21 protein-coding genes are annotated in these 17,672 nt (G+C 72.2%); 5 read left to right on the top strand and 16 right to left on the bottom strand.

Annotated features, from left to right (window positions below; all coding sequences use genetic code 11):
- Positions 1 to 25: 25 nt before the first annotated feature.
- Positions 26 to 238, bottom strand: coding sequence for a dodecin (locus L2K70_RS17795; protein ID WP_236404553.1), 213 nt, complete (start codon positions 236 to 238; stop codon positions 26 to 28).
- Positions 239 to 336: 98 nt separating this feature from the next.
- On the opposite strand from L2K70_RS17795, the gene L2K70_RS17790 reads away from it, so the two are divergent.
- On the top strand, positions 337 to 627 hold the full coding sequence (locus L2K70_RS17790) for a DUF3099 domain-containing protein (RefSeq protein ID WP_236404551.1): 291 nt from the start codon (positions 337 to 339) through the stop codon (positions 625 to 627).
- A 186-nt stretch (positions 628 to 813) separates the two neighbouring features.
- Positions 814 to 1,020 (top strand): acetone carboxylase, encoded by a 207-nt coding sequence (locus tag L2K70_RS17785; RefSeq protein WP_236404549.1) that lies wholly within the window; start codon positions 814 to 816, stop codon positions 1,018 to 1,020.
- Positions 1,021 to 1,028: 8 nt separating this feature from the next.
- Here L2K70_RS17785 and moaA read toward each other — a convergent pair whose 3' ends face one another.
- Positions 1,029 to 2,018 carry a GTP 3',8-cyclase MoaA gene (gene moaA, locus L2K70_RS17780; RefSeq protein ID WP_236404547.1) on the bottom strand — a complete coding sequence of 330 codons (990 nt, stop codon included), beginning with the start codon at positions 2,016 to 2,018 and terminating at the stop codon, positions 1,029 to 1,031.
- 60 nt (positions 2,019 to 2,078) lie between these two features.
- Between moaA and L2K70_RS17775 the strand changes: the two genes are divergently transcribed.
- A complete protein-coding gene (locus tag L2K70_RS17775; RefSeq protein ID WP_236404544.1) occupies positions 2,079 to 2,987 on the top strand; it encodes an SURF1 family cytochrome oxidase biogenesis protein in 909 nt (302 codons plus the stop codon).
- On the opposite strand, the gene L2K70_RS17770 is transcribed toward L2K70_RS17775, so the two are convergent.
- The 4 genes from L2K70_RS17770 to L2K70_RS17755 form a co-directional block, all read right to left on the bottom strand.
- Positions 2,931 to 3,701: an SDR family oxidoreductase gene (locus L2K70_RS17770; RefSeq protein ID WP_236404542.1), complete on the bottom strand. Its 771-nt coding sequence runs from the start codon at positions 3,699 to 3,701 to the stop codon at positions 2,931 to 2,933. The genes L2K70_RS17775 and L2K70_RS17770 overlap by 57 nt on opposite strands.
- Positions 3,702 to 3,711: 10 nt before the next feature.
- The gene (locus L2K70_RS17765; RefSeq protein ID WP_308195847.1) at positions 3,712 to 5,595 is read right to left on the bottom strand and encodes an ABC transporter ATP-binding protein; all 1,884 of its coding nucleotides are present in this window, start codon (positions 5,593 to 5,595) and stop codon (positions 3,712 to 3,714) included.
- 79 nt (positions 5,596 to 5,674) lie between these two features.
- On the bottom strand, positions 5,675 to 6,460 hold the full coding sequence (locus L2K70_RS17760) for an enoyl-CoA hydratase/isomerase family protein (RefSeq protein ID WP_236404540.1): 786 nt from the start codon (positions 6,458 to 6,460) through the stop codon (positions 5,675 to 5,677).
- A gap of 131 nt (positions 6,461 to 6,591) precedes the next feature.
- Positions 6,592 to 8,190: an ABC-F family ATP-binding cassette domain-containing protein gene (locus tag L2K70_RS17755; protein ID WP_236404539.1), complete on the bottom strand. Its 1,599-nt coding sequence runs from the start codon at positions 8,188 to 8,190 to the stop codon at positions 6,592 to 6,594.
- A 126-nt stretch (positions 8,191 to 8,316) separates the two neighbouring features.
- Here L2K70_RS17755 and ypfJ point away from each other — a divergent pair, with 126 nt between their 5' ends.
- Positions 8,317 to 9,249 (top strand): KPN_02809 family neutral zinc metallopeptidase, encoded by a 933-nt coding sequence (gene ypfJ / locus L2K70_RS17750; RefSeq protein ID WP_236404537.1) that lies wholly within the window; start codon positions 8,317 to 8,319, stop codon positions 9,247 to 9,249.
- On the opposite strand, the gene L2K70_RS17745 is transcribed toward ypfJ, so the two are convergent.
- The 5 genes from L2K70_RS17745 to L2K70_RS17725 form a co-directional block, all read right to left on the bottom strand.
- On the bottom strand, positions 9,250 to 10,179 hold the full coding sequence (locus tag L2K70_RS17745) for a phosphotransferase (protein ID WP_236404535.1): 930 nt from the start codon (positions 10,177 to 10,179) through the stop codon (positions 9,250 to 9,252). It lies immediately after the preceding gene.
- 10 nt (positions 10,180 to 10,189) lie between these two features.
- Positions 10,190 to 11,743 carry an ABC transporter permease gene (locus tag L2K70_RS17740; protein WP_504928250.1) on the bottom strand — a complete coding sequence of 518 codons (1,554 nt, stop codon included), beginning with the start codon at positions 11,741 to 11,743 and terminating at the stop codon, positions 10,190 to 10,192.
- A 5-nt stretch (positions 11,744 to 11,748) separates the two neighbouring features.
- Positions 11,749 to 12,639 carry an ABC transporter ATP-binding protein gene (locus L2K70_RS17735; RefSeq protein WP_236404532.1) on the bottom strand — a complete coding sequence of 297 codons (891 nt, stop codon included), beginning with the start codon at positions 12,637 to 12,639 and terminating at the stop codon, positions 11,749 to 11,751.
- Between the two features lie 76 nt (positions 12,640 to 12,715).
- Positions 12,716 to 13,321 carry an acVLRF1 family peptidyl-tRNA hydrolase gene (locus L2K70_RS17730; RefSeq protein WP_236404531.1) on the bottom strand — a complete coding sequence of 202 codons (606 nt, stop codon included), beginning with the start codon at positions 13,319 to 13,321 and terminating at the stop codon, positions 12,716 to 12,718.
- Between the two features lie 9 nt (positions 13,322 to 13,330).
- The gene (locus L2K70_RS17725) at positions 13,331 to 13,900 is read right to left on the bottom strand and encodes a dihydrofolate reductase family protein (protein WP_236404529.1); all 570 of its coding nucleotides are present in this window, start codon (positions 13,898 to 13,900) and stop codon (positions 13,331 to 13,333) included.
- A 110-nt stretch (positions 13,901 to 14,010) separates the two neighbouring features.
- On the opposite strand from L2K70_RS17725, the gene L2K70_RS17720 reads away from it, so the two are divergent.
- Positions 14,011 to 14,940, top strand: a complete 930-nt coding sequence (locus L2K70_RS17720) for an NHL repeat-containing protein (protein WP_236404527.1) — start codon at positions 14,011 to 14,013, stop codon at positions 14,938 to 14,940.
- A gap of 31 nt (positions 14,941 to 14,971) precedes the next feature.
- Here the strand turns inward: L2K70_RS17720 and L2K70_RS17715 are convergent, their stop codons facing one another.
- The 5 genes from L2K70_RS17715 to sufU form a co-directional block, all read right to left on the bottom strand.
- Positions 14,972 to 15,517, bottom strand: a complete 546-nt coding sequence (locus L2K70_RS17715) for an NYN domain-containing protein (RefSeq protein ID WP_236404525.1) — start codon at positions 15,515 to 15,517, stop codon at positions 14,972 to 14,974.
- A gap of 31 nt (positions 15,518 to 15,548) precedes the next feature.
- On the bottom strand, positions 15,549 to 15,935 hold the full coding sequence (locus L2K70_RS17710; RefSeq protein ID WP_236404524.1) for an ASCH domain-containing protein: 387 nt from the start codon (positions 15,933 to 15,935) through the stop codon (positions 15,549 to 15,551).
- Between the two features lie 29 nt (positions 15,936 to 15,964).
- A complete protein-coding gene (locus L2K70_RS17705; protein WP_236404523.1) occupies positions 15,965 to 16,747 on the bottom strand; it encodes an aminoglycoside adenylyltransferase domain-containing protein in 783 nt (260 codons plus the stop codon).
- Between the two features lie 87 nt (positions 16,748 to 16,834).
- Complete coding sequence (locus tag L2K70_RS17700) at positions 16,835 to 17,212, bottom strand: metal-sulfur cluster assembly factor (RefSeq protein WP_268930779.1); 378 nt, start codon at positions 17,210 to 17,212, stop codon at positions 16,835 to 16,837.
- On the bottom strand, positions 17,209 to 17,670 hold the full coding sequence (sufU, locus tag L2K70_RS17695; RefSeq protein WP_236404522.1) for a Fe-S cluster assembly sulfur transfer protein SufU: 462 nt from the start codon (positions 17,668 to 17,670) through the stop codon (positions 17,209 to 17,211). Before sufU ends, L2K70_RS17700 begins: the two co-directional genes overlap by 4 nt.
- Positions 17,671 to 17,672: the final 2 nt, after the last annotated feature.

Below are 17,672 nucleotides of genomic sequence, written 5' to 3'. Positions count from 1 at the left end.
TTACCGCCCGGTACGAGGAAACGGGTCACTCGTCCTCGAGGCGGAACCCGACCTTCATCCCGACCTGGAAGTGCTCGACAACGCCGTCCTTGGCCTGGCCGCGCACCTGGGTGACCTCGAACCAGTCGATGTGGCGCAGCGTCTTCCCGGCGCGCTCGATGCCGTTGCGGATCGCCTGGTCGATGCCGTCGGGAGACGTCCCGACGATCTCCGTGACGCGGTAGGTGCGGTTGGTCATGGCTGCTCCTCGGGCGGTGGGATGCGGGGTGCGGGCGACGCTGTGGGAGCCGTCACGAGCCCGTGTCCTCGCGAGCCTAGCGACGTACAGTGGAGGTCATGGCGAAGGCGGACGCGGTACGCATCACGACGGCTCGTTCGAGCGCTGCCGACGACATGCGTTCGCGGCAGCGCCGCTACTTCGTGTCGATGTCGATCCGCATGGTGTGCTTCTTCGCCGCCGTCGCGGTCGGGCCGGGCATCTTTCGATGGATCCTGGTGGCGGCGGCGGTGTTCCTGCCGTTCTTCGCTGTGGTGATTGCGAATGCCGGAGACCAGCGAGACGATGGATTCCGTCTTCCTGACGGGCCGGGAGCGAAGGAACTGACGGCCGGCGATCCGGATCGTTGAGGAAAACTTGAAGCAACGGAGTCATCCAAAAGTTTGGTTTTCACTCACCGCCGTGGAATGATTCCCCTCGCGAACGCAGCATCCCCCGTCTGTGCTTCGCACCTGAGGTGCCGGACAGCTTCCCCCCGTGGCTGTCCGGCACCTCTGCTTTTCACCCCTCGATCCGTGCCACCCGGGAGGCCCGCGATGGACGACCTCGACCGACCCGTCTGCTCGGCGAAGGGCTGCCAGGCCGACGCCGTGTGGGACCTGCAGTGGAACAACCCCAAGATCCACACCCCGGAGCGCCGCAAGTCGTGGCTCGCGTGCGACGAGCACCGGGCGTCGCTCACGGACTTCCTCGGTGCGCGCGGGTTCCTGCGCGACGTCGTACGCCACGCGCCGGAGGCCTGAGCGGCGCTTCAGCCGCCGATCGCGGACATCGGGCGGTCGGGCTGGAGGAACGTCACGTCGTCGATACCGTGGCCGGCTCGCTTGCCGCGCATGGCGATCACCCAGCGCTCGGCGATCTCCTCGTCGCCGGCCCCCGAGCGCAGCGCCGCACGGAGGTCGGACTCCTCGCGGGCGAAGAGGCAGTTGCGGACCTGGCCGTCCGCGGTGAGGCGGACCCGGTCACAGTCGCCGCAGAAGGGACGGGTGACCGAGGCGATGATGCCGACGGTGGCCGGGCCGCCGTCGACGTCGAAGAGCTCGGCGGGGGCGCTCCCCCGCGGCTCGCCGTGCGGCGTGAGCGTGAACTCTGCGGCGAGCTGGTCGTAGATCTCGTCGGCCGTCACCATCGCGGCGCGGCTCCAGTCGTGCTGGGCGTCCAGGGGCATCTGCTCGATGAAGCGCAGCTCGTAGCCGTGCTCGATGCTCCAGCGCAGCAGCTCGGCCGCCTGGTCGTCGTTGGTCCCCCGCAGCAGTACGGCGTTGAGCTTGATCGGGCCGAGACCGGCGGCCTTGGCCGCCTCGAGGCCGGCCACGACGTCCTTGAGCCGGTCGCGGCGGGTGATCGTCGCGAAGGTCTCGGGACGGACGGAGTCGATGCTGGCGTTGATGCGGTCGAGACCGGCGTCGGCGAGCGCCTGCGCCGTGCGCGCGAGGCCGAGCGCGTTGGTCGTGAGCGACGTCTCGACCCCCAGGGCGTGCGTGCGGCCGACGATGTCGACGAGACCGCGCCGCAGGAGCGGCTCGCCCCCGGTGAAGCGGACCTCGCGGATGCCGAGGCGCTGGACCCCGATGGTGATGAGCCGCACGATCTCGTCGTCGGTCAGCGTCTGCTCCGTCGGGAGCCAGTCGAGCCCCTCCGCCGGCATGCAGTAGTTGCACCGCAGGTTGCACCGGTCGGTCAGGGACACGCGCAGGTCCGTGGCCACGCGGCCGAAGCGGTCCGCCAGGGGTGTCGTCACCCGGCCCAGCCTACCGAGGCACCCTGCAACGTGCTGGGCAGTCCCGGATAGCCTCGTCGGGTGCACACCCTGCGGTTCCTGGTCTCGCGCCGCTGGATCACCTTCGCCCTCGTCGTCGTCTTCCTCGCCTGGGTCGCCTGGCGCTTGGGCGAGTGGCAGTTCCACCGGCTCGACGACCGCCGCGAGCGCAACGCGATCATCGAGCGCAACGAGAAGGCCGGCCCCGCACCGGTCGCCGACGTGATGGCTCCCGGGCGGGCCGTGCCCGAGGCGTCCGAGTGGCGCATCGTCGAGGCCACCGGGACCTACGCGGTCGACGACACCGTGATCGTCCGCTACCGCACCCGGGACGGTGAGGCCGGCGTCGACGTCGTCGTACCGCTCGAGCTGGCCGACGGGACCAGCCTCCTGGTGGACCGCGGGTGGTACGCCACCACCAACCGCGGCGCGACCACCGCCGACGTACCGGCGCCTCCGAGCGGCGAGGTCACCGTGACGGGGTGGGTGCGCCGCGACGCCGAGGGCGACAGCACGGAGGTGAGCGGCCGGTCCACCCGCGCCGTCAACAGCGAGGCGATCGCCGACGCGCTCGACCGCGAGGTGGTGGGCGGCTGGGTCGACCTGCGCACGGAGTCGCCGGCTCCCGCCGAGGCACTCGTGCCGGTCGAGCTGCCCGAGCTGAACAACGGGCCGCACTTCTTCTACGGCCTGCAGTGGTGGTTCTTCGGGGCGCTGGCGGTCTTCGGTTTCTTCTACCTCGTCTACGACGAGGTGCGCGGCGGTCGCGGACCCCAGCGACCGGCGCCCAAACGGCCCGCGACACGTCCCGCGGTCCCGCGACGCAAGACGTGGCGCGAGCGCCTGGACTCCGCGAGCGAGGACGACGACCCGGAGCCCGCCTCAGAACCTGCCTCAGAGGCTCCGCAGCAGCCCGCCGTCGACGGGAAGCATCACGCCCGTCAGGAATGACGCCGCGGGCGACAGCACGAACGCCGCCACCGCACCGAACTCCTCCGGCTCGCCGTAGCGGCCCAGCGGGATGCTCGCCTCAGCGGTACGGCGAGCCGCGTCGGGGTCGCCCGTCGAGGCGTCCAGCTCGGCGACCCGCTCGGTCGCGATGCGCCCGGGCAGCAGCCCGTTGACGCGGACGCCTCGCGGTCCGAGCTCGTCGGCGAGGGTCTTGGCGACCATCGCCAGACCGGGACGCAGGCCGTTGGAGATCGCCATCTCGGGCAGCGGCGCCCGCACGCTCGAGGAGAGCACCAGGCCGAGCGAGCCGCCGGCGGGGAGCGCGGTGCCGACCTCCCGCGCGAGCCGTACGGCGCCGAGGAACACCGACGCGAAGGCCGCGCTCCACTGCTCGTCGGTGATCGACGTGACCGGGCCCTTGGGCGGCCCGCCGACGCTGATCAGGGCGCCGTCGACGCGGCCCCACGCCTCGTCGGCGGCGGCGAGCAGCCGCGCCGGGGCGTCCGGCTCGGCGTTGTCGGCGACGATCCCGACGGCGGCCTCGCGGCCGGCGCCGTCGTTGAGGGTCGCGACCGCCTCGTCCAGGGTCTGCTGCGACCGGCCGGAGACCACCACCCGGGCGCCCTCGGCGACGAGCACGTCGGCCGTCGCGCGCCCGAGCCCCCGCCCGCCGCCGGTGACGAGGTAGACACGGTCGGTCAGCTGCAGGTCCATGCTCGCGACCCTAGCCCTGAGCGGCCACGCGCTCCTCGCGGAACTGGGTCGCGTGGAGGGTCGCGTAGAGGCCGCCGGCGGCGAGGAGGTCGGCGTGGGTGCCCTGCTGGACGACGCGGCCGTCGTCGAGCACGAGGATCAGGTCGGCGTTGCGGACCGTGGAGAGCCGGTGGGCGATGACGAGCGACGTACGCCCCTCGAGCGCGGCGTCGAGCGCCTGCTGGACGGCGGCCTCGGACTCGCTGTCGAGGTGGGCCGTCGCCTCGTCGAGGACGACGATCGAGGGCGCCTTGAGCAGGAGCCGGGCGATCGCGAGCCGCTGCCGCTCGCCACCGGAGAGCCGGTAGCCGCGGTCCCCCACGACGGTGTCGAGGCCATCGGGCAGGGACCGCACGAGCGTGGCGATCTGCGCCGCCTCGAGCGCGGCCCAGACGTCGGCCTCGACGGCGCCCGGGCGGGCGTAGAGCAGGTTGGCCCGGATGGTGTCGTGGAACATGTGCGCGTCCTGGGTGACGTAGCCGACCACGTCCTCCAGCGACTGGAGCGTCACGTCGCGGACGTCGTGGCCGCCCACGCGCACGGCACCCGACTCGACGTCGTAGAGCCGGGCGACCAGGTGCGTGACGGTGGTCTTGCCCGCGCCGGACGGACCGACCAGGGCGACCATCGAGCCGGACTCGGCGACGAACGACACGTCGTGCAGCACCTGCCCGGTGTCGCGCGACTCGGTCCGGGCGACGGTCTCGAGCGAGGCGAGGGAGATCTCGTCGGCGCGGGGGTAGGTGAACGCGACGTGGTCGAACTCGAGCCGCGACGCCGTCGGCGGGAGGGCCACGGCATCGGGCTTCTCCTGGATCAGCGACGGCAGGTCGAGCACCTCGAAGACGCGGTCGAAGCTCACCAGCGCGGTCATCACGTCGATCCGGACGTTGGAGAGCCCCTGCAGGGGGCCGAGCAGCCGTGTCAGCAGCACGCCGAGGGCGACGATGGTGCCGACGGACAGGTTGCCGCGGATCGCCAGCCAGCCGCCGATGCCGTAGACGAGCGCGGTGGCGAGCGAGGGGACCAGCGTCATCGCGGCGAAGAAGATCCGGGTGAGCAGCGAGATGCGCACGCCGAGGTCGCGGACGACGGCGGCCTTCTCGGCGTAGGCGACGTCCTCGGCCTCGCGGCGGCCGAAGAGCTTGAGCAGCATCGCGCCGCCGACGTTGAACCGCTCGGTCATGGCGTTGCCGAGGTCGGCGTTGCCGTCCATCTGCTGGCGCGACAGGTCGGCGAGCCTCGCCCCGACGAGCCGGGAGGCCAGGAGCAGGATCGGGAACAGCGCGACGCACAGCAGGGTCACCGGCCAGCTCAGGAACAGCATCGTCACGCCCACCACGACGGCCGCGATGATGTTGGAGACGGTGCCCTGGAGCGTGGAGGTGAAGGCGCGCTGGGCGCCGATCACGTCGTTGTTGAGCCGGCTGACCAGTGCACCGGTCTGGGTGCGGGTGAAGAAGGCCAGCGACTGGCGCTGCACATGGGCGAAGACCTGCGTGCGGAGGTCGTAGATCAGCCCCTCACCGATGCGGCTCGACAGCCACCCGGTGATCAGGCCGAAGGCGGCGTCGACGACTGCGATGAGCGCGACCAGCGCGGCCAGCGACACCACCAGCGACGTGTCGCCCCTGCTCACGCCGTCGTCGATGATCGCCTTGAGCAGCAGCGGCGGCGCCACGACGAGGCCGGCATCGACGACGGTGATCGCGAGGAACGCGACGATCAGCCGCCGGTGGGGTCCGGCGAAGCCGAGCACCCGGCGCAGCGTCTGGCGCTCGATCTTGTTCTCGACCACGCTGCGGTCGCTACGCAGGTGCCGCCACGGCGGCCCTCCGCCCATGCCGATCGACACGCCAGTTCCTTCCGTCGAGCCCCGTGCTGCCGCAGGAGAACGCCCGCGACCCGCTCAGTGTTCCGGAGGGGTACGACGCTCAGCCGGCGAGGGCGGCCGCGACGGCGCGGAAGCGGCGTACCTGCGCCTCCCGCTCGAGCCGCCGCTGCTCGTCCAGGTCGCGGTCGGCGGCACCCTGCAGCAGCGCCTTCGTCTCCGGTACGACGCCGGGCATCGGCGCGACGAGCGCGGCCGCCAGCTCGGCGACGGCAGCGTCGAGCTCGGCGGCCGACACGGCGGCGGTGGCGAGGCCGATCCGGACGGCCTCGTCGGCGGCCACGATGCGCGCGGTGGCGCAGATCTCGAGCGCCCGGGCGTAGCCGACGTGCTCGACCAGGGGCTTGGTGCCGGTGAGGTCGGGCACGAGGCCCAGCGCCGACTCCTTCATGGAGAACTTCGCGTCGTCGGCGACCACGCGTAGGTCGCACGAGAGGGCGAGCTGGAAGCCGGCGCCGATCGCGTAGCCGCGGACCTTGGCGATCGAGACGAAGCGGGGGTCGCGCAGCCAGGTGAAGCCCCGCTGGAACTCCTCGATGCGGGCCGAGGCCTCCTCGTCGCTCAGGGACAGCAGCCCGATCACGCTCTGCTCGCCCGAGGTCGCCGGGTCGAGCATCGCCCGGTCGAGGCCGGCGGAGAAGGTCTCCCCCTCCCCCGTGACCACCACGACGCGTACGTCGTCGGGCAGCGTGCGCCCGACCTCGCCGAGCGCCAGCCACATCGCCGGCGTCTGCGCGTTGCGGACGTCGGGACGGTCCAGCGTGACCGTCGCGACCGGACCGTCGAGGTCGACGCGCAGGCCGACGGCGGCGAGCTCTTCGGGAGTCATGGCCGCAGATTACTACCCGTGAGTAATGTGTGGTTTCGAGGCTCGCTCCGCTCGCACCTCAACCATCGAACACGTGCGCTCGCACCTCGACCACCGAACACGAGCGCTCGCACCTCGACCACCGACGGAGGTCAGGCGAGGGACACCAGGTCGGCGTACTCCTCGGACCAGAGGTCCTCGTCGCCGTCGGGCAGGAGGAGCACCCGGTCGGGGTCGAGCGCGCGCACGGCGCCCTCGTCGTGGGTGACGAGGACGATCGCCCCGGTGTAGCTGCGGATGGCGTGCAGCACCTCCTCGCGGGAGGCGGGGTCCAGGTTGTTGGTGGGCTCGTCGAGCAGCAGCACGTTGGCGCTCGAGACGACGAGGATCGCCAGCGCGAGCCGGGTCTTCTCCCCGCCCGACAGCACGCCGGCGGGCTTGTGGGCGTCGTCGCCGGAGAAGAGGAACGACCCGAGCACCGACCGCGCCTGGGTGTCGGTGAGCTCAGGTGCGGCGGAGTGCAGGTTCTCCAGCACGGTCCGGTTGACGTCGAGCGTCTCGTGCTCCTGGGCGTAGTAGCCCATCTTCAGCCCGTAGCCGGGCACGACCTCACCGGTGTCGGGCTTGTCGACGCCCGCGAGGATCCGCAGCATCGTGGTCTTCCCGGCGCCGTTGAGGCCGAGGATCACCACCCGGCTCCCCCGGTCGATCGCGAGGTCGACCGCGGTGAAGACCTCGAGCGAGCCGTAGGACTTCGACAGCTCGGTGCCCATCAGCGGGGTCTTGCCGCAGGGGGCGGGATCGGGGAAGGCGATCCGGGCGACCTTGTCGGCCGCGCGCTCGCCCTCGATGCCGGCCATCATCTTCTCGGCACGCTTGAGCATGGACTGCGCGGCCTGCGCCTTGGTGGCCTTGGCGCGCATCTTGTTGGCCTGGTCGGTGAGCACCTTCGCCTTGTTCTCGGCGTTCTGCCGCTCACGCCTGCGGCGCTTCTCGTCGTCCTCGCGCTGGGTGAGGTAGTTGTGCCAGCCCATGTTGTAGATGTCGATGACGGCGCGGTTGGCGTCGAGGTGGAACACCTTGTTGACCGTCGCCTCGAGCAGGGCGTTGTCGTGGCTGATCACCACGAAGCCCCCGCGGTGCGCCTTGAGGAAGTCGCGCAGCCAGATGATCGAGTCGGCGTCGAGGTGGTTGGTGGGCTCGTCGAGCAGCATGATCTCGGCGCCGGAGAAGAGGATCCGGGCGAGCTCGACACGGCGGCGCTGGCCACCGGACAGCGTGCCGATCGGCTGGGCGAGGATGCGCTCCTCGATGCCGAGGGCGGCGGCCATCTGGGCGGCCTCCGACTCGGCGGCGTACCCGCCCCCGGCGTGCAGCTCGGCGTCCGCTCGCGCCCACCGCTTCATCCCCCGCTCGTGGACCTTCGGGTCCTCGCTGGCCATCTCGAGCTCGGCCTCGCGGAGACGTCGTACGACCTCGTCGAGGCCGCGTGCCGACAGGATGCGGTCGCGCGCGATCACCTCGGGGTCGCCGACCCGCGGGTCCTGCGGGAGGTAGCCGACGTCGCCGCTGCGGAGGACCTGGCCGTCGGCCGGGGTCCCCTCGCCGGCGAGGATGCGGGTGAGGGTCGTCTTGCCGGCGCCGTTGCGCCCCACGAGGCCGACCTTGTCGCCTGCGGCGATGCGGAAGGTGACGTCCTCCATGAGGAGCCGCGCACCGGCCCTGACCTCGAGCTTCTGGGCGGTGATCATCTCGGGCGACATCCTACGAAGGGGTGGAGGCCGGAGCCCCATCGGCGATCCCACGCGCTAACCTGCGCGCAGGATCGACGACGTGGATCGACCACCCGGATCGACCACCTGCGAAAGGCAACGCCCATGCGGTTCAACCCCAAGGCCGACATCAGCGGTGGACGTGTCCGCGACGTCGGCGGCAGCGGCGGTGGCGGGGGCGGCGGGATGCGGATCCCGATCCCCGGCGGCACGCGCGCCGGCGGCGGCATCGGTGGCCTGATCATCATCATCCTGTTCGTCGTGCTCACCCAGTGCGTCGGTGGCGGCGGTGGGCTCCCGAGCCCCGGCGGTGGGACGAGCTCGCAGGGCCAGGGCCAGCCGCAGGGCATCGACCCCAACGACGACCGCTACGCCAACTGCAAGACCGGCGCGGACGCGGCCGACGACCCGGACTGCGCGCGCAAGGCGACGGCGGTCTCCCTCGAGGACTACTGGTCGAGCGAGCTGCCGAAGGAGACGAACATCGAGTTCGTCCCGGCGACGATCAACACCTTCGCCGGCGCCGTCGACACCGGCTGCGGCCAGGCCACGTCCCAGGTCGGTCCCTTCTACTGCCCGTCGGACCAGCAGATCTACCTCGACACGACGTTCTTCAAGGACGTGCTGGAGGGCCAGCTCGGCGGCCAGGGCGGCGACTTCGTCGAGCCCTACGTGCTCGCCCACGAGTACGGCCACCACATCCAGAACCTGATGGGCACCATGGGCAAGGTCCGCACCCAGCAGGGCGCCGACTCCGACGCCGTACGCCTCGAGCTGCAGGCCGACTGCTACGCCGGCATGTGGACCGCCTACGCCGAGGACAGCAACCTGATCACCCTCGACGACGGGGACATCAAGGAGGCCCTGGACTCGGCCAAGGCAGTCGGCGACGACCGGATCCAGCAGAAGTCCGGCCAGGGCGTGGACCCCGAGGGCTGGACCCACGGCTCGTCGGAGCAGCGGATGGCGTGGTTCACCAAGGGCTACGAGGGACGCACGCTCGACTCGTGCGACACGTTCTCCGCCAGCCAGCTCTGATCAGGCGAGCAACGCCTCGATCTGGTCGACCTGGCGCTGCATCGCTCGGATGTAGGGCGCGACGCTGGGGTGGCGGAACTTCCCGGCGAGCGCTCCCTCGCCGTCGGCGACACGCGCGAGCGCCCAGTCGAGCCGGGTGAGCGCGGTGTAGACGGCCATCACGCGGGCGCCGGTGCGTACGTCGTCGGCGCCGGCGAGGCCGGGCGGCAGGGCGGCGACGTACGCCTCGACGAGCGGCTCGACGTCCTCGCGGGTGGCGAGCGAGAGGTAGCCGAGGTCCGTGCCGACCGGGCCTCGGCCGAGGTGCGCCCAGTCGATCGCGACGGCACCGCCGTCCGCGCTGCGAGCCGGGATGTTCGCCGACGACGGGTCACCGTGCTGGGCGACCTGCGGCAGCGCGTCGCACACGTCGAGCCACTGCGTGCGGTGCGTCCAGAGGTGGTCGGCGATGTCCGCCATCGGCGTCCTGGCGAGTGTCTGCCAGCCTCCCCGGTGCGCGACGAGGGCGAGCCGGCTGCGTAGCTGGTCGCGGGCGAGCCAGGCGTGGTCGCCGAGCTCCGTGGCGGCGAACCGGCCCAGGCAGGCTGCCAGCCACAGTCCCGGCGCGTCCTGGTGCTCGACGCGCTCGTGGACGAGGGTGACCCCCTCGTCGTCCTCCTCCACGCGGACCACCTCGGGCTCGCGGAGCCCGGGCGATGCGGAGACGACGCCGCTGAGGGCGACGTCCGCGGCGCGGCGCCAGTAGTTGACGTCGCCCGGCACCAGCGCGGAGGGAGCGTCGTGCGGGTCGGGCCGGCGCAGCCGCTTGACCACGACCTCGCGGCCGCCGGAGGTGGCGGTCCAGACGCCGGCGGTCGCCGGCCCTCCGCCGGGAAGCGGCCGCCATCCCGGCTCCGGTTGCCACCCCGACCCCCACGCGGAACCGTGCATGAGCGTGACGCTAGCCGATGTCACGGCTGCGGTAGCGCGTCCATGCCGCGAGGAGCGCCACGGCGGACACCGCGGTCATCACCACCTCCGGGGGCCAGGTGAACACCTCTGCGGGGTAGCGAGGCACGTGGTGGAACGGGGAGAGACCCAGTACCCAGTCCGGCAGCCCCACCCCCGGTCCGACCTGCCCGACCGTGACGAAGAGCGCGAGGAGCGCCCAGCCCGCGACCGCCCACCGGCTGCGGACCGACAGGAGGAGCAGTGACAGCGCGAGCACCAGCCACACCGCGGGAGCCTGGACCAGCGAGGCACCCACCGCGCCGAACCCGTCGCCGCGTCCCAGCGCGGTGGCGACGCCCGCGACCAGCAGCAGCCACGTGCTGCCGAGCACGGCCGATCCACCCACGGCCAGCAGGAGCAGCCGGCGCGAGGTCGCGGTCGCGAGCACCGTCTCGGTGCGACCGTCGTGCTCCTCCCCCGCGGCCCGGGTGACGGCGCCGATCCCGAAGAAGGTGATGACGACTGCGACGACGGACGCGATGGCGAAGACGAGCGAGTCCTGGAGGCGGCCGACGCCGCCCATCGCCTCGACGATCGCGCGGGTCCGGTCGGTGTCGAGCAGGTCGCCGATGCTGGGCACGATCGAGCCCATCAGCGCGCCGATGACCGCGATCCCGACGGTCCAGCCGACCAGCGCGGTCGCCTGCTGCCGTACGACGAGCGCTGCCGCGTCGCGCAGCCGCGGCGAGCCGACCGCCGGGCCGGGGCGGTCGGGCAGCACGCCCGACCCGAGGTCACGCCGCCGCCGGAGCGCCAGCGCGCCGACGGCCAGGGCACCGGCCAGCAGCAGGTAGCCGAGGAGCAGCCACACCCGTGGCTGCGACCACGCGCTGAGCTGCGTGCCCCAGCCGAAGGGCGTCAGCCACGACAGCCAGGACGCCGACGTCGTGTCACCGACCACGCGCAGGAGGTAGAGGGCGCCGATGGTCGCGGAGGCGAGGAACCCGACGCTGCGGGCGCTGCTCGAGAGCTGGGCCGCGAGCAGGGCGATGCCGGCGCCGACCAGGCCGATGCCGGTCCACGACGCGCCGAACAGCAGCGACCCGACGACCGGCAGTCCGCAGGCGATGTCGGCGACAGCCGCCAGGACGCCGAGGAGCAGCGACGCGAGAGCTGCCTCCAGCACGGCTGCGGCGGTCGGGGCGTCCGCTCCCACGGCCGTCGCGCCGACCAGCTCCGCGCGGCCGGTCTCCTCCTCGACGCGCGTGTGGCGCCGTACGAGCACCACGGACATGAAGGCGACGAACACCGCGTAGAGCACGGTCATCTTGGCCATCGAGAGCTCGCCGAGGCTCGTGGTGTCCAGGATCGGCCCGTAGAGCGCGACGATCGCCGGGCTGGCGTCGAGTGCCTCGGCCGCGGCGACACGCTCGGCCTCGGTCGCGTAGAGGGGCCCGGCCGCGGCGGCACTCGCTGCGACCGTCGCCAGGAGGACCAGCACCCACGCGGAGACGAGCACCCGGTCGCGGCGCAGCGCGAACCGGAGGAGCAGGCCGGTCCCCATCAGGTTCACGACGTGCTCCGGTAGGCGTCGAGGAAGAGCTCCTCGAGGGTGGGCGGCGTGCTGGTCAGCGACAGCACGCCCGCCGCGGTGAGCGCGGCGAGCAGGCCGGGGAGGCCGGCGGGCTCCACCGACGCGCTCACGACGCGGCCGTCGACGTCGAGGTCGTGCACGCCCTCGAGCCGGGACAGGTCGGGGACCTTGCCGGCGACCTCGGCGCGCACCCGGTTGCGGCGCAGGTGGCGCAGCTCGTCGAGCGTCCCGGACTCGACGGTGCGGCCGCCGCGGATGATCGTGACGCGGTCCGCGAGCCGCTCGACCTCGCTGAGGATGTGGCTCGACAGCAGGACCGTCGTGCCGGCGGCGCCGTGCTCGGCGACGCACTCGTTGAAGACCTGCTCCATCAGCGGGTCGAGCCCCGAGGTGGGCTCGTCGAGGACGAGGAGGTCGACCGGCGCGGCGAAGGCGGCGACCAGCGCGACCTTCTGCCGGTTGCCCTTGCTGTAGGCGCGGCCCTTCTTGGTCGGGTCGAGCTCGAAGCGCTGGAGCAGCTCGTCACGGCGTGTGCCGCGGGGGTCGATCCCCCGCATCCGCAGGAGCAGGTCGATGGTCTCGCCGCCCGACAGGTTCGGCCACAGGCTCACGTCGCCGGGGACGTAGGCCAGCCGGCGGTGGATCTCGGTCGCGTCGCGCCACGGGTCGAGCCCGAACACCGTCGCCGTGCCCGCGTCGCTCCCGAGCAGGCCGAGCAGCACCCGGATGGTGGTCGACTTGCCCGCGCCGTTGGGTCCGAGGAACCCGTGCACCTCGCCGGGAACGAGCTCGAGGTCGAGGCCGTCGAGGGCTCGCGTGCGACCGAACGTCTTGACCAGGCCGTGCACCTCGATCGGGTTGCTCACGCCAGCCACGGTACGACCTCGGGCGTCCCCAGGACGTCGGGGGGATCCGGGGTTCGAACGCCGGGTTCCCATGGCGTCAGGCGTTGGTGACCTCGACCCTGATCGCCTGCGCGTCCGTGACCGCCCGGTCGAGCACGGCACGACGCGGGTCCGGGACCGCGAGCCACGGCTCGACGACGGTGAGACGGGCCAGGCGCGGGTCCGCGAGCACCGCGTCGACGGCCGCGTGGTCGCCGCCGGTCACCACGACGCGTACGCCGCTGAGGATCCGCGCGGCGTGGTCGGCCGCGGCCTCGTAGGCCTGCCGCGCCTGGTTGTCCCGTCGCCGCGCGAACCGCTGCTGGCTCTGGCCGCCGGCCTTGGTCCGCCCCTGGACGTGGCGCTGGCCGATCTTGTGCTCGGCGAGGTCCCCGCCCGCAAGACGGGCGACCGCGAAGCCGCCCTTGCGGACGAGCAGCACGCCCCACGTGCCCGGCGCGACGACGGCCGCCGCGAAGGCTCCCGGCTCCGCCGGGCCGTCGTACGACGTCGCGAACGGCAGGTGCGCGGTGAAGTCCGAGCCGTCCTCGGCGACGCCGCGCAGCGCGCCGTCGCTGACAGCGAGATCGGCTCCCCCGTGACCCGCGACGAAGTTGTCCACCCAGCGCTCCCAGCGGGCGGACGGGACGAGGACCAGCGGCACGCCCGAAACCTAGCCCGCCGCCCTGCGATAGGTGAGCCACAGCGCGCCCCCGGGCGTGGACACCGTGTCGACCAGCTCGAGGCGGACCAGGTCGGGCAGCGCGTCGGACAGCCGACGGCCTGCGGGGTCGAGCACCGGAGCGACGGCCAGCTGCAGCTCGTCGACCAGGCCCTCGGCCAGGAGCGACTGGGTCAGCGTGATGCTGCCGTGCAGCCCGATGTCACCGTCGCCGGGCCGCTGCTTGAGGTTCGCGACCACCTGCGCGAGAGGGCCGCTGACCACCTCGACCTCACCCCACTCGCGCTCGAGCGGTCGCGAGGTGACGACGTACTTCTTCACGCGGTTGGCGAAGTCGGCGAACGGCTCGCCCGGCACCGTCGGCCAGTAGCGCGACCACTCGTCGTACATGCCGCGACCCAGCAACAGGCAGTCCTGGCGCGCGATGAGCTCGGCCTCCTTCGCCTCCATCGTGGAGTCGTACGCCGGCGGGCCGGGCGCGTCGACCGGGAAGCCGCGCGTCGGGTCGTCGACGGCGCCTTCGAGCGAGCAGAGGTGGAAGCTGACGAGGCGACGGGACATGGAGATCCTCAGGGGCGGGTGCAGGTGGGGGTTCGGGGCCATCGTGCCCGAGGCGCCGCTTCGCTCGCGGGGCTACTCTCGTGGGACCCACGACTCTCGGAGGTTGCACCGTGCGCCGACTCATCGTCCCCGTCCTGTCCACCGTCCTCGGCCTCGGCCTGGTCGCCGCTCCCCCGGCCTCGGCTGGCGTCGCCCGCGACGGCGACACCTTCCCCGCTCGGATCGACCTTCCCGACGGGTTCCAGCCCGAGGGGATCACCATCGGGCCGGGCGGCAACGCCTGGCTGGGATCGCTCGCCGACGGCGACATCGTCAAGGTGTCGTTGCGCACCGGCGAGGTGCAGCCCGCGTTCGAGGGCACCGGCGTCCCCGCCGTCGGGCTGAAGCGGTCGCGCGACGGACGGCTCTACGTCGCCGGGGGCGACTCCGGCACGCTGCGCGTCATCGACACCGCGACCGGGGCCACGACGTCGTACGACGTCGACGGCGGCTTCGTGAACGACGTGACCCTCACGACGAAGGCCGCGTGGTTCACCGACTCGCAGAAGCCGCGCCTCTACCGCCTCGACCGTGACGCCGGCGTGCCCGCCACGACCGCGACGCCCGTCCCGCTGACCGGTGAGTGGGAGCAGGGCGCCGGATTCAACGCCAACGGCGTCACCACCGCGCCCGGCGGCAAGGCGCTGCTCGTCGTCAACTCCGGCGCCGGCACGCTCTACCGCGTCACCACCGCCGGCGTCGCCACGAAGGTCGACCTGGGCGGCTACGAGCTGGTCAACGGCGACGGGATCCTGCGCCACGGCCGGCTGCTGTACGTCGTCCGCAACCGCGACAACGTCGTCGAGGTCGTCCGGCTCGACCGCACGGGGCTGGTGGGCGAGGTCGTGCGGCACATCACGAGCGACGAGTTCGACGTGCCGACGACCGTCGCCCGGTTCGGCAAGCGCCTCTACCTGCCCAACGCGCGGTTCGGCGTCGACCCGGCCGACGCCCCGACCTCGGCGTACTGGATCACCAAGGTCCGCGGCGGCCGCCGCTGAGCGGTGACGCCGCGACCTCCCACAGGTCCGCTCAGAGGAACTCGAGCGGGTCGAACTGGTCGATCGGGATGATCCGGACGCGCGGGAGCGGGGTGTTGAACGCGCCGAGGTCGTACTCGAGGTCGAAGATCCTCAGTCCCGGCAGGTTGCGGAACTGGGCGTTGACGAACTCGGTGAAGCCGATGACGCCGACCTGACGGCTGCCGTCGCACAGCGCCGAGACCTGGTCGACGAAGTCGCCGTCGTGGCTGACGAGCACCACGTCGGCGTCGCGGTCCACCAGCGCCTCGGCCGTGCGCTGGATGGCGATGTCGACGATCTTGCCCTCACCGCTCAGCGGGATCGGTCGGAAGCCGATCGCGAGCAGGGCCTGGACGAAGCTGGTCGGCAGCTCGGTGCTCGCCGCCAGGTAGAAGAGGCCGGTGACCTCCTGGTCGAAGGACCGCTCGGCCCACTCGAGCAGCCGGTCCCAGCGCGGACGCTCCTCCGGCCGCGGGCGCCGGCCCAGGATCGAGGTGCCCAGGGTGGCGTCGATGTTCTCCCCGTCGACGAGGAGGTAGGTCATCCGCTCGGCCATGCGAGGACTCTCCCACACCTCGTGTGCTGTTCTAGGGCTGGTAGACGACCCGGAAGGACTCGACCACCTCGTCGCCGGTCGCCGTCACGTCCGTCACCTCGACGAGTGCGCGAGGCCGGCCGGACCCGTCACAGAGGATCGACAGCGTCCCGGTCTCCGGGTAGTCACCGGCGTAGTCGTCGCCGGGCGCGCTCGTCCGGCCCTCCTCGTCGGCCAGCACCTGTGCGACGAAGGCGTCGGACTCCCCCGCCGAGTCGCCGTACGCCCACGCGGGCGGCGGGACGGACTCGAGCGTGGTGGGGCCGAAGTAGGTCGGCGCCGCGTTGAGCTTGGCGTGGTAGCGGGCCAGGTCCCAGAAGACGCGCAGCTCCTCGTGGTCGAACGCGACGTCGGACGGGTCTGCCTCGGGCTGCTCCATGCGGGGAGCCTAGCCACCGCCCGGGTGCGTCAGGCCACGGCGGCGACGTAGGCGGCGAAGGCTCGCGCCTCGTCGACCGAGCCGGGTCGCGGGTGGTCGTCCCGATCGAAACCGCGGTCGCGGTCGGCCTGCACCTGCTGGAGCAGCGGCCGCCAGCGCGGGTCGCCGTGCATCATCGCCCACCGCAGCGCGTCACGCTTGCTGGCCACCTGCGCGGTGCGCACGGTGTAGAGGCTGCGGCACGCCTGGACGACGAGGTAGCGCTGGCACCACGCGACGCTCGGCGGGCACCAGCCGAGGACGTCGTCGGTGAGGGTGGCGAGACCGGCTCGCGCGCGGTCGCGCAGCACCTCGTCGGGCACCGCTCCGACGACGTCGGCCGGGCACGGACCGACGAGGGTGATGCCGTGCTCGCGCAGGATCCAGCGCGCCCACGGCTGGTTGCAGTGGGTGCTCCACTCCATCTGGTCGTTCCCGTGGTCGACGTAGAGCCACTCGCGGTCCAGGCCGTCAGCGCTCAGCAGGTCGTCGGCGAGGGCGTAGGACCCCTCGAGGTGCCTGTTCCAGAAGCCGTCACGGTGCGGGAGGTCGCGGTGCAGCGCGCGCAGCGCCGCCTCCTGCTCGGCATCCGGCCGTTCCCGGACGACGACGAGGAAGTCGCAGTCGCTGTGCAGGTCACCGGCCCCGAGGGCGAACGAGCCCTGCAGGTACGCCCCGACGAACGAGTCGCCGAGCGCCTCCTGGGCGCCGGTGACGAGGTCGTGCAGCACACCGTTGAGCTCGGCGTAGCGCGTCGGGTGGGGGTTCAGCACGGGAGGAGTGTGCGCTCGTGCTCAGCGTGTCGCCACCGGTTTTCGCCTCGAGCCGTTGCTCCACCCAGGCAGGTTCCGAGCCCGACCTCAGACGTTGAAGCCCAGTGCCCTCAGCTGCTCGCGGCCGTCCTCGGTGATCTTGTCGGGACCCCACGGCGGCATCCAGACCCAGTTGATGGCGACGTCGTTGACGATGCCCTCGAGGGCGGACTCCGTCTGGTCCATGATCACGTCGGTGAGCGGGCACGCCGCCGAGGTGAGGGTCATGTCCAGCACCGCGTTGGCGCCCTCGTCGAGGTGCACCCCGTAGACGAGGCCGAGGTCGACGACGTTGATGCCGAGCTCGGGGTCGACGACGTCCTTCATCGCCTCGGTGACGTCCTCGATGGTCACCGTGGAGGTGCCACCGGTGGCCTCGGGGACCTCGGGGAGGTCGCCGTGGTCGACCTGCGGGGACTCGGTCATGAGATGGCTCCTTCGTCTTCGGCCTGGGCCTGGGTGGTCGCGTCCTTCCACGCCATCCAGGAGAGCAGTGCGCACTTCACGCGCGCGGGGAACTTGGCGACGCCGGCGAACGCGATGCCGTCCTCGAGGACGTACTCGTCGGGCTCGACCTCGCCCTTGCCCTGCATGAGCTCGAGGAAGGTCTGGTGGATCGACATCGCCTGGTCGACCGGCTTGCCGATCACGAGGTCGGTCAGCACGGACGCCGACGCCTGCGAGATCGAGCAGCCGACGCTGTCGTAGGACACGTCCTCCACGACCCCGTCCGCGAGGTGCACCCGGAGGGTCACCTCGTCGCCACAGGTCGGGTTGACGTGGTGCACCTCGGACTCGAACGGGTCACGGAGTCCCTTGTGGTGCGGGTTCTTGTAGTGGTCCAGGATGATCTCCTGGTACAGGTTGTCGAGCTCGGCGCTCATCG

This window comes from Nocardioides potassii (assembly GCF_021648885.1).
GTDB classification, from domain to species: Bacteria; Actinomycetota; Actinomycetes; order Propionibacteriales; family Nocardioidaceae; genus Nocardioides; species Nocardioides potassii.
This window is presented reverse-complemented; position numbering and strand designations above follow the sequence as displayed.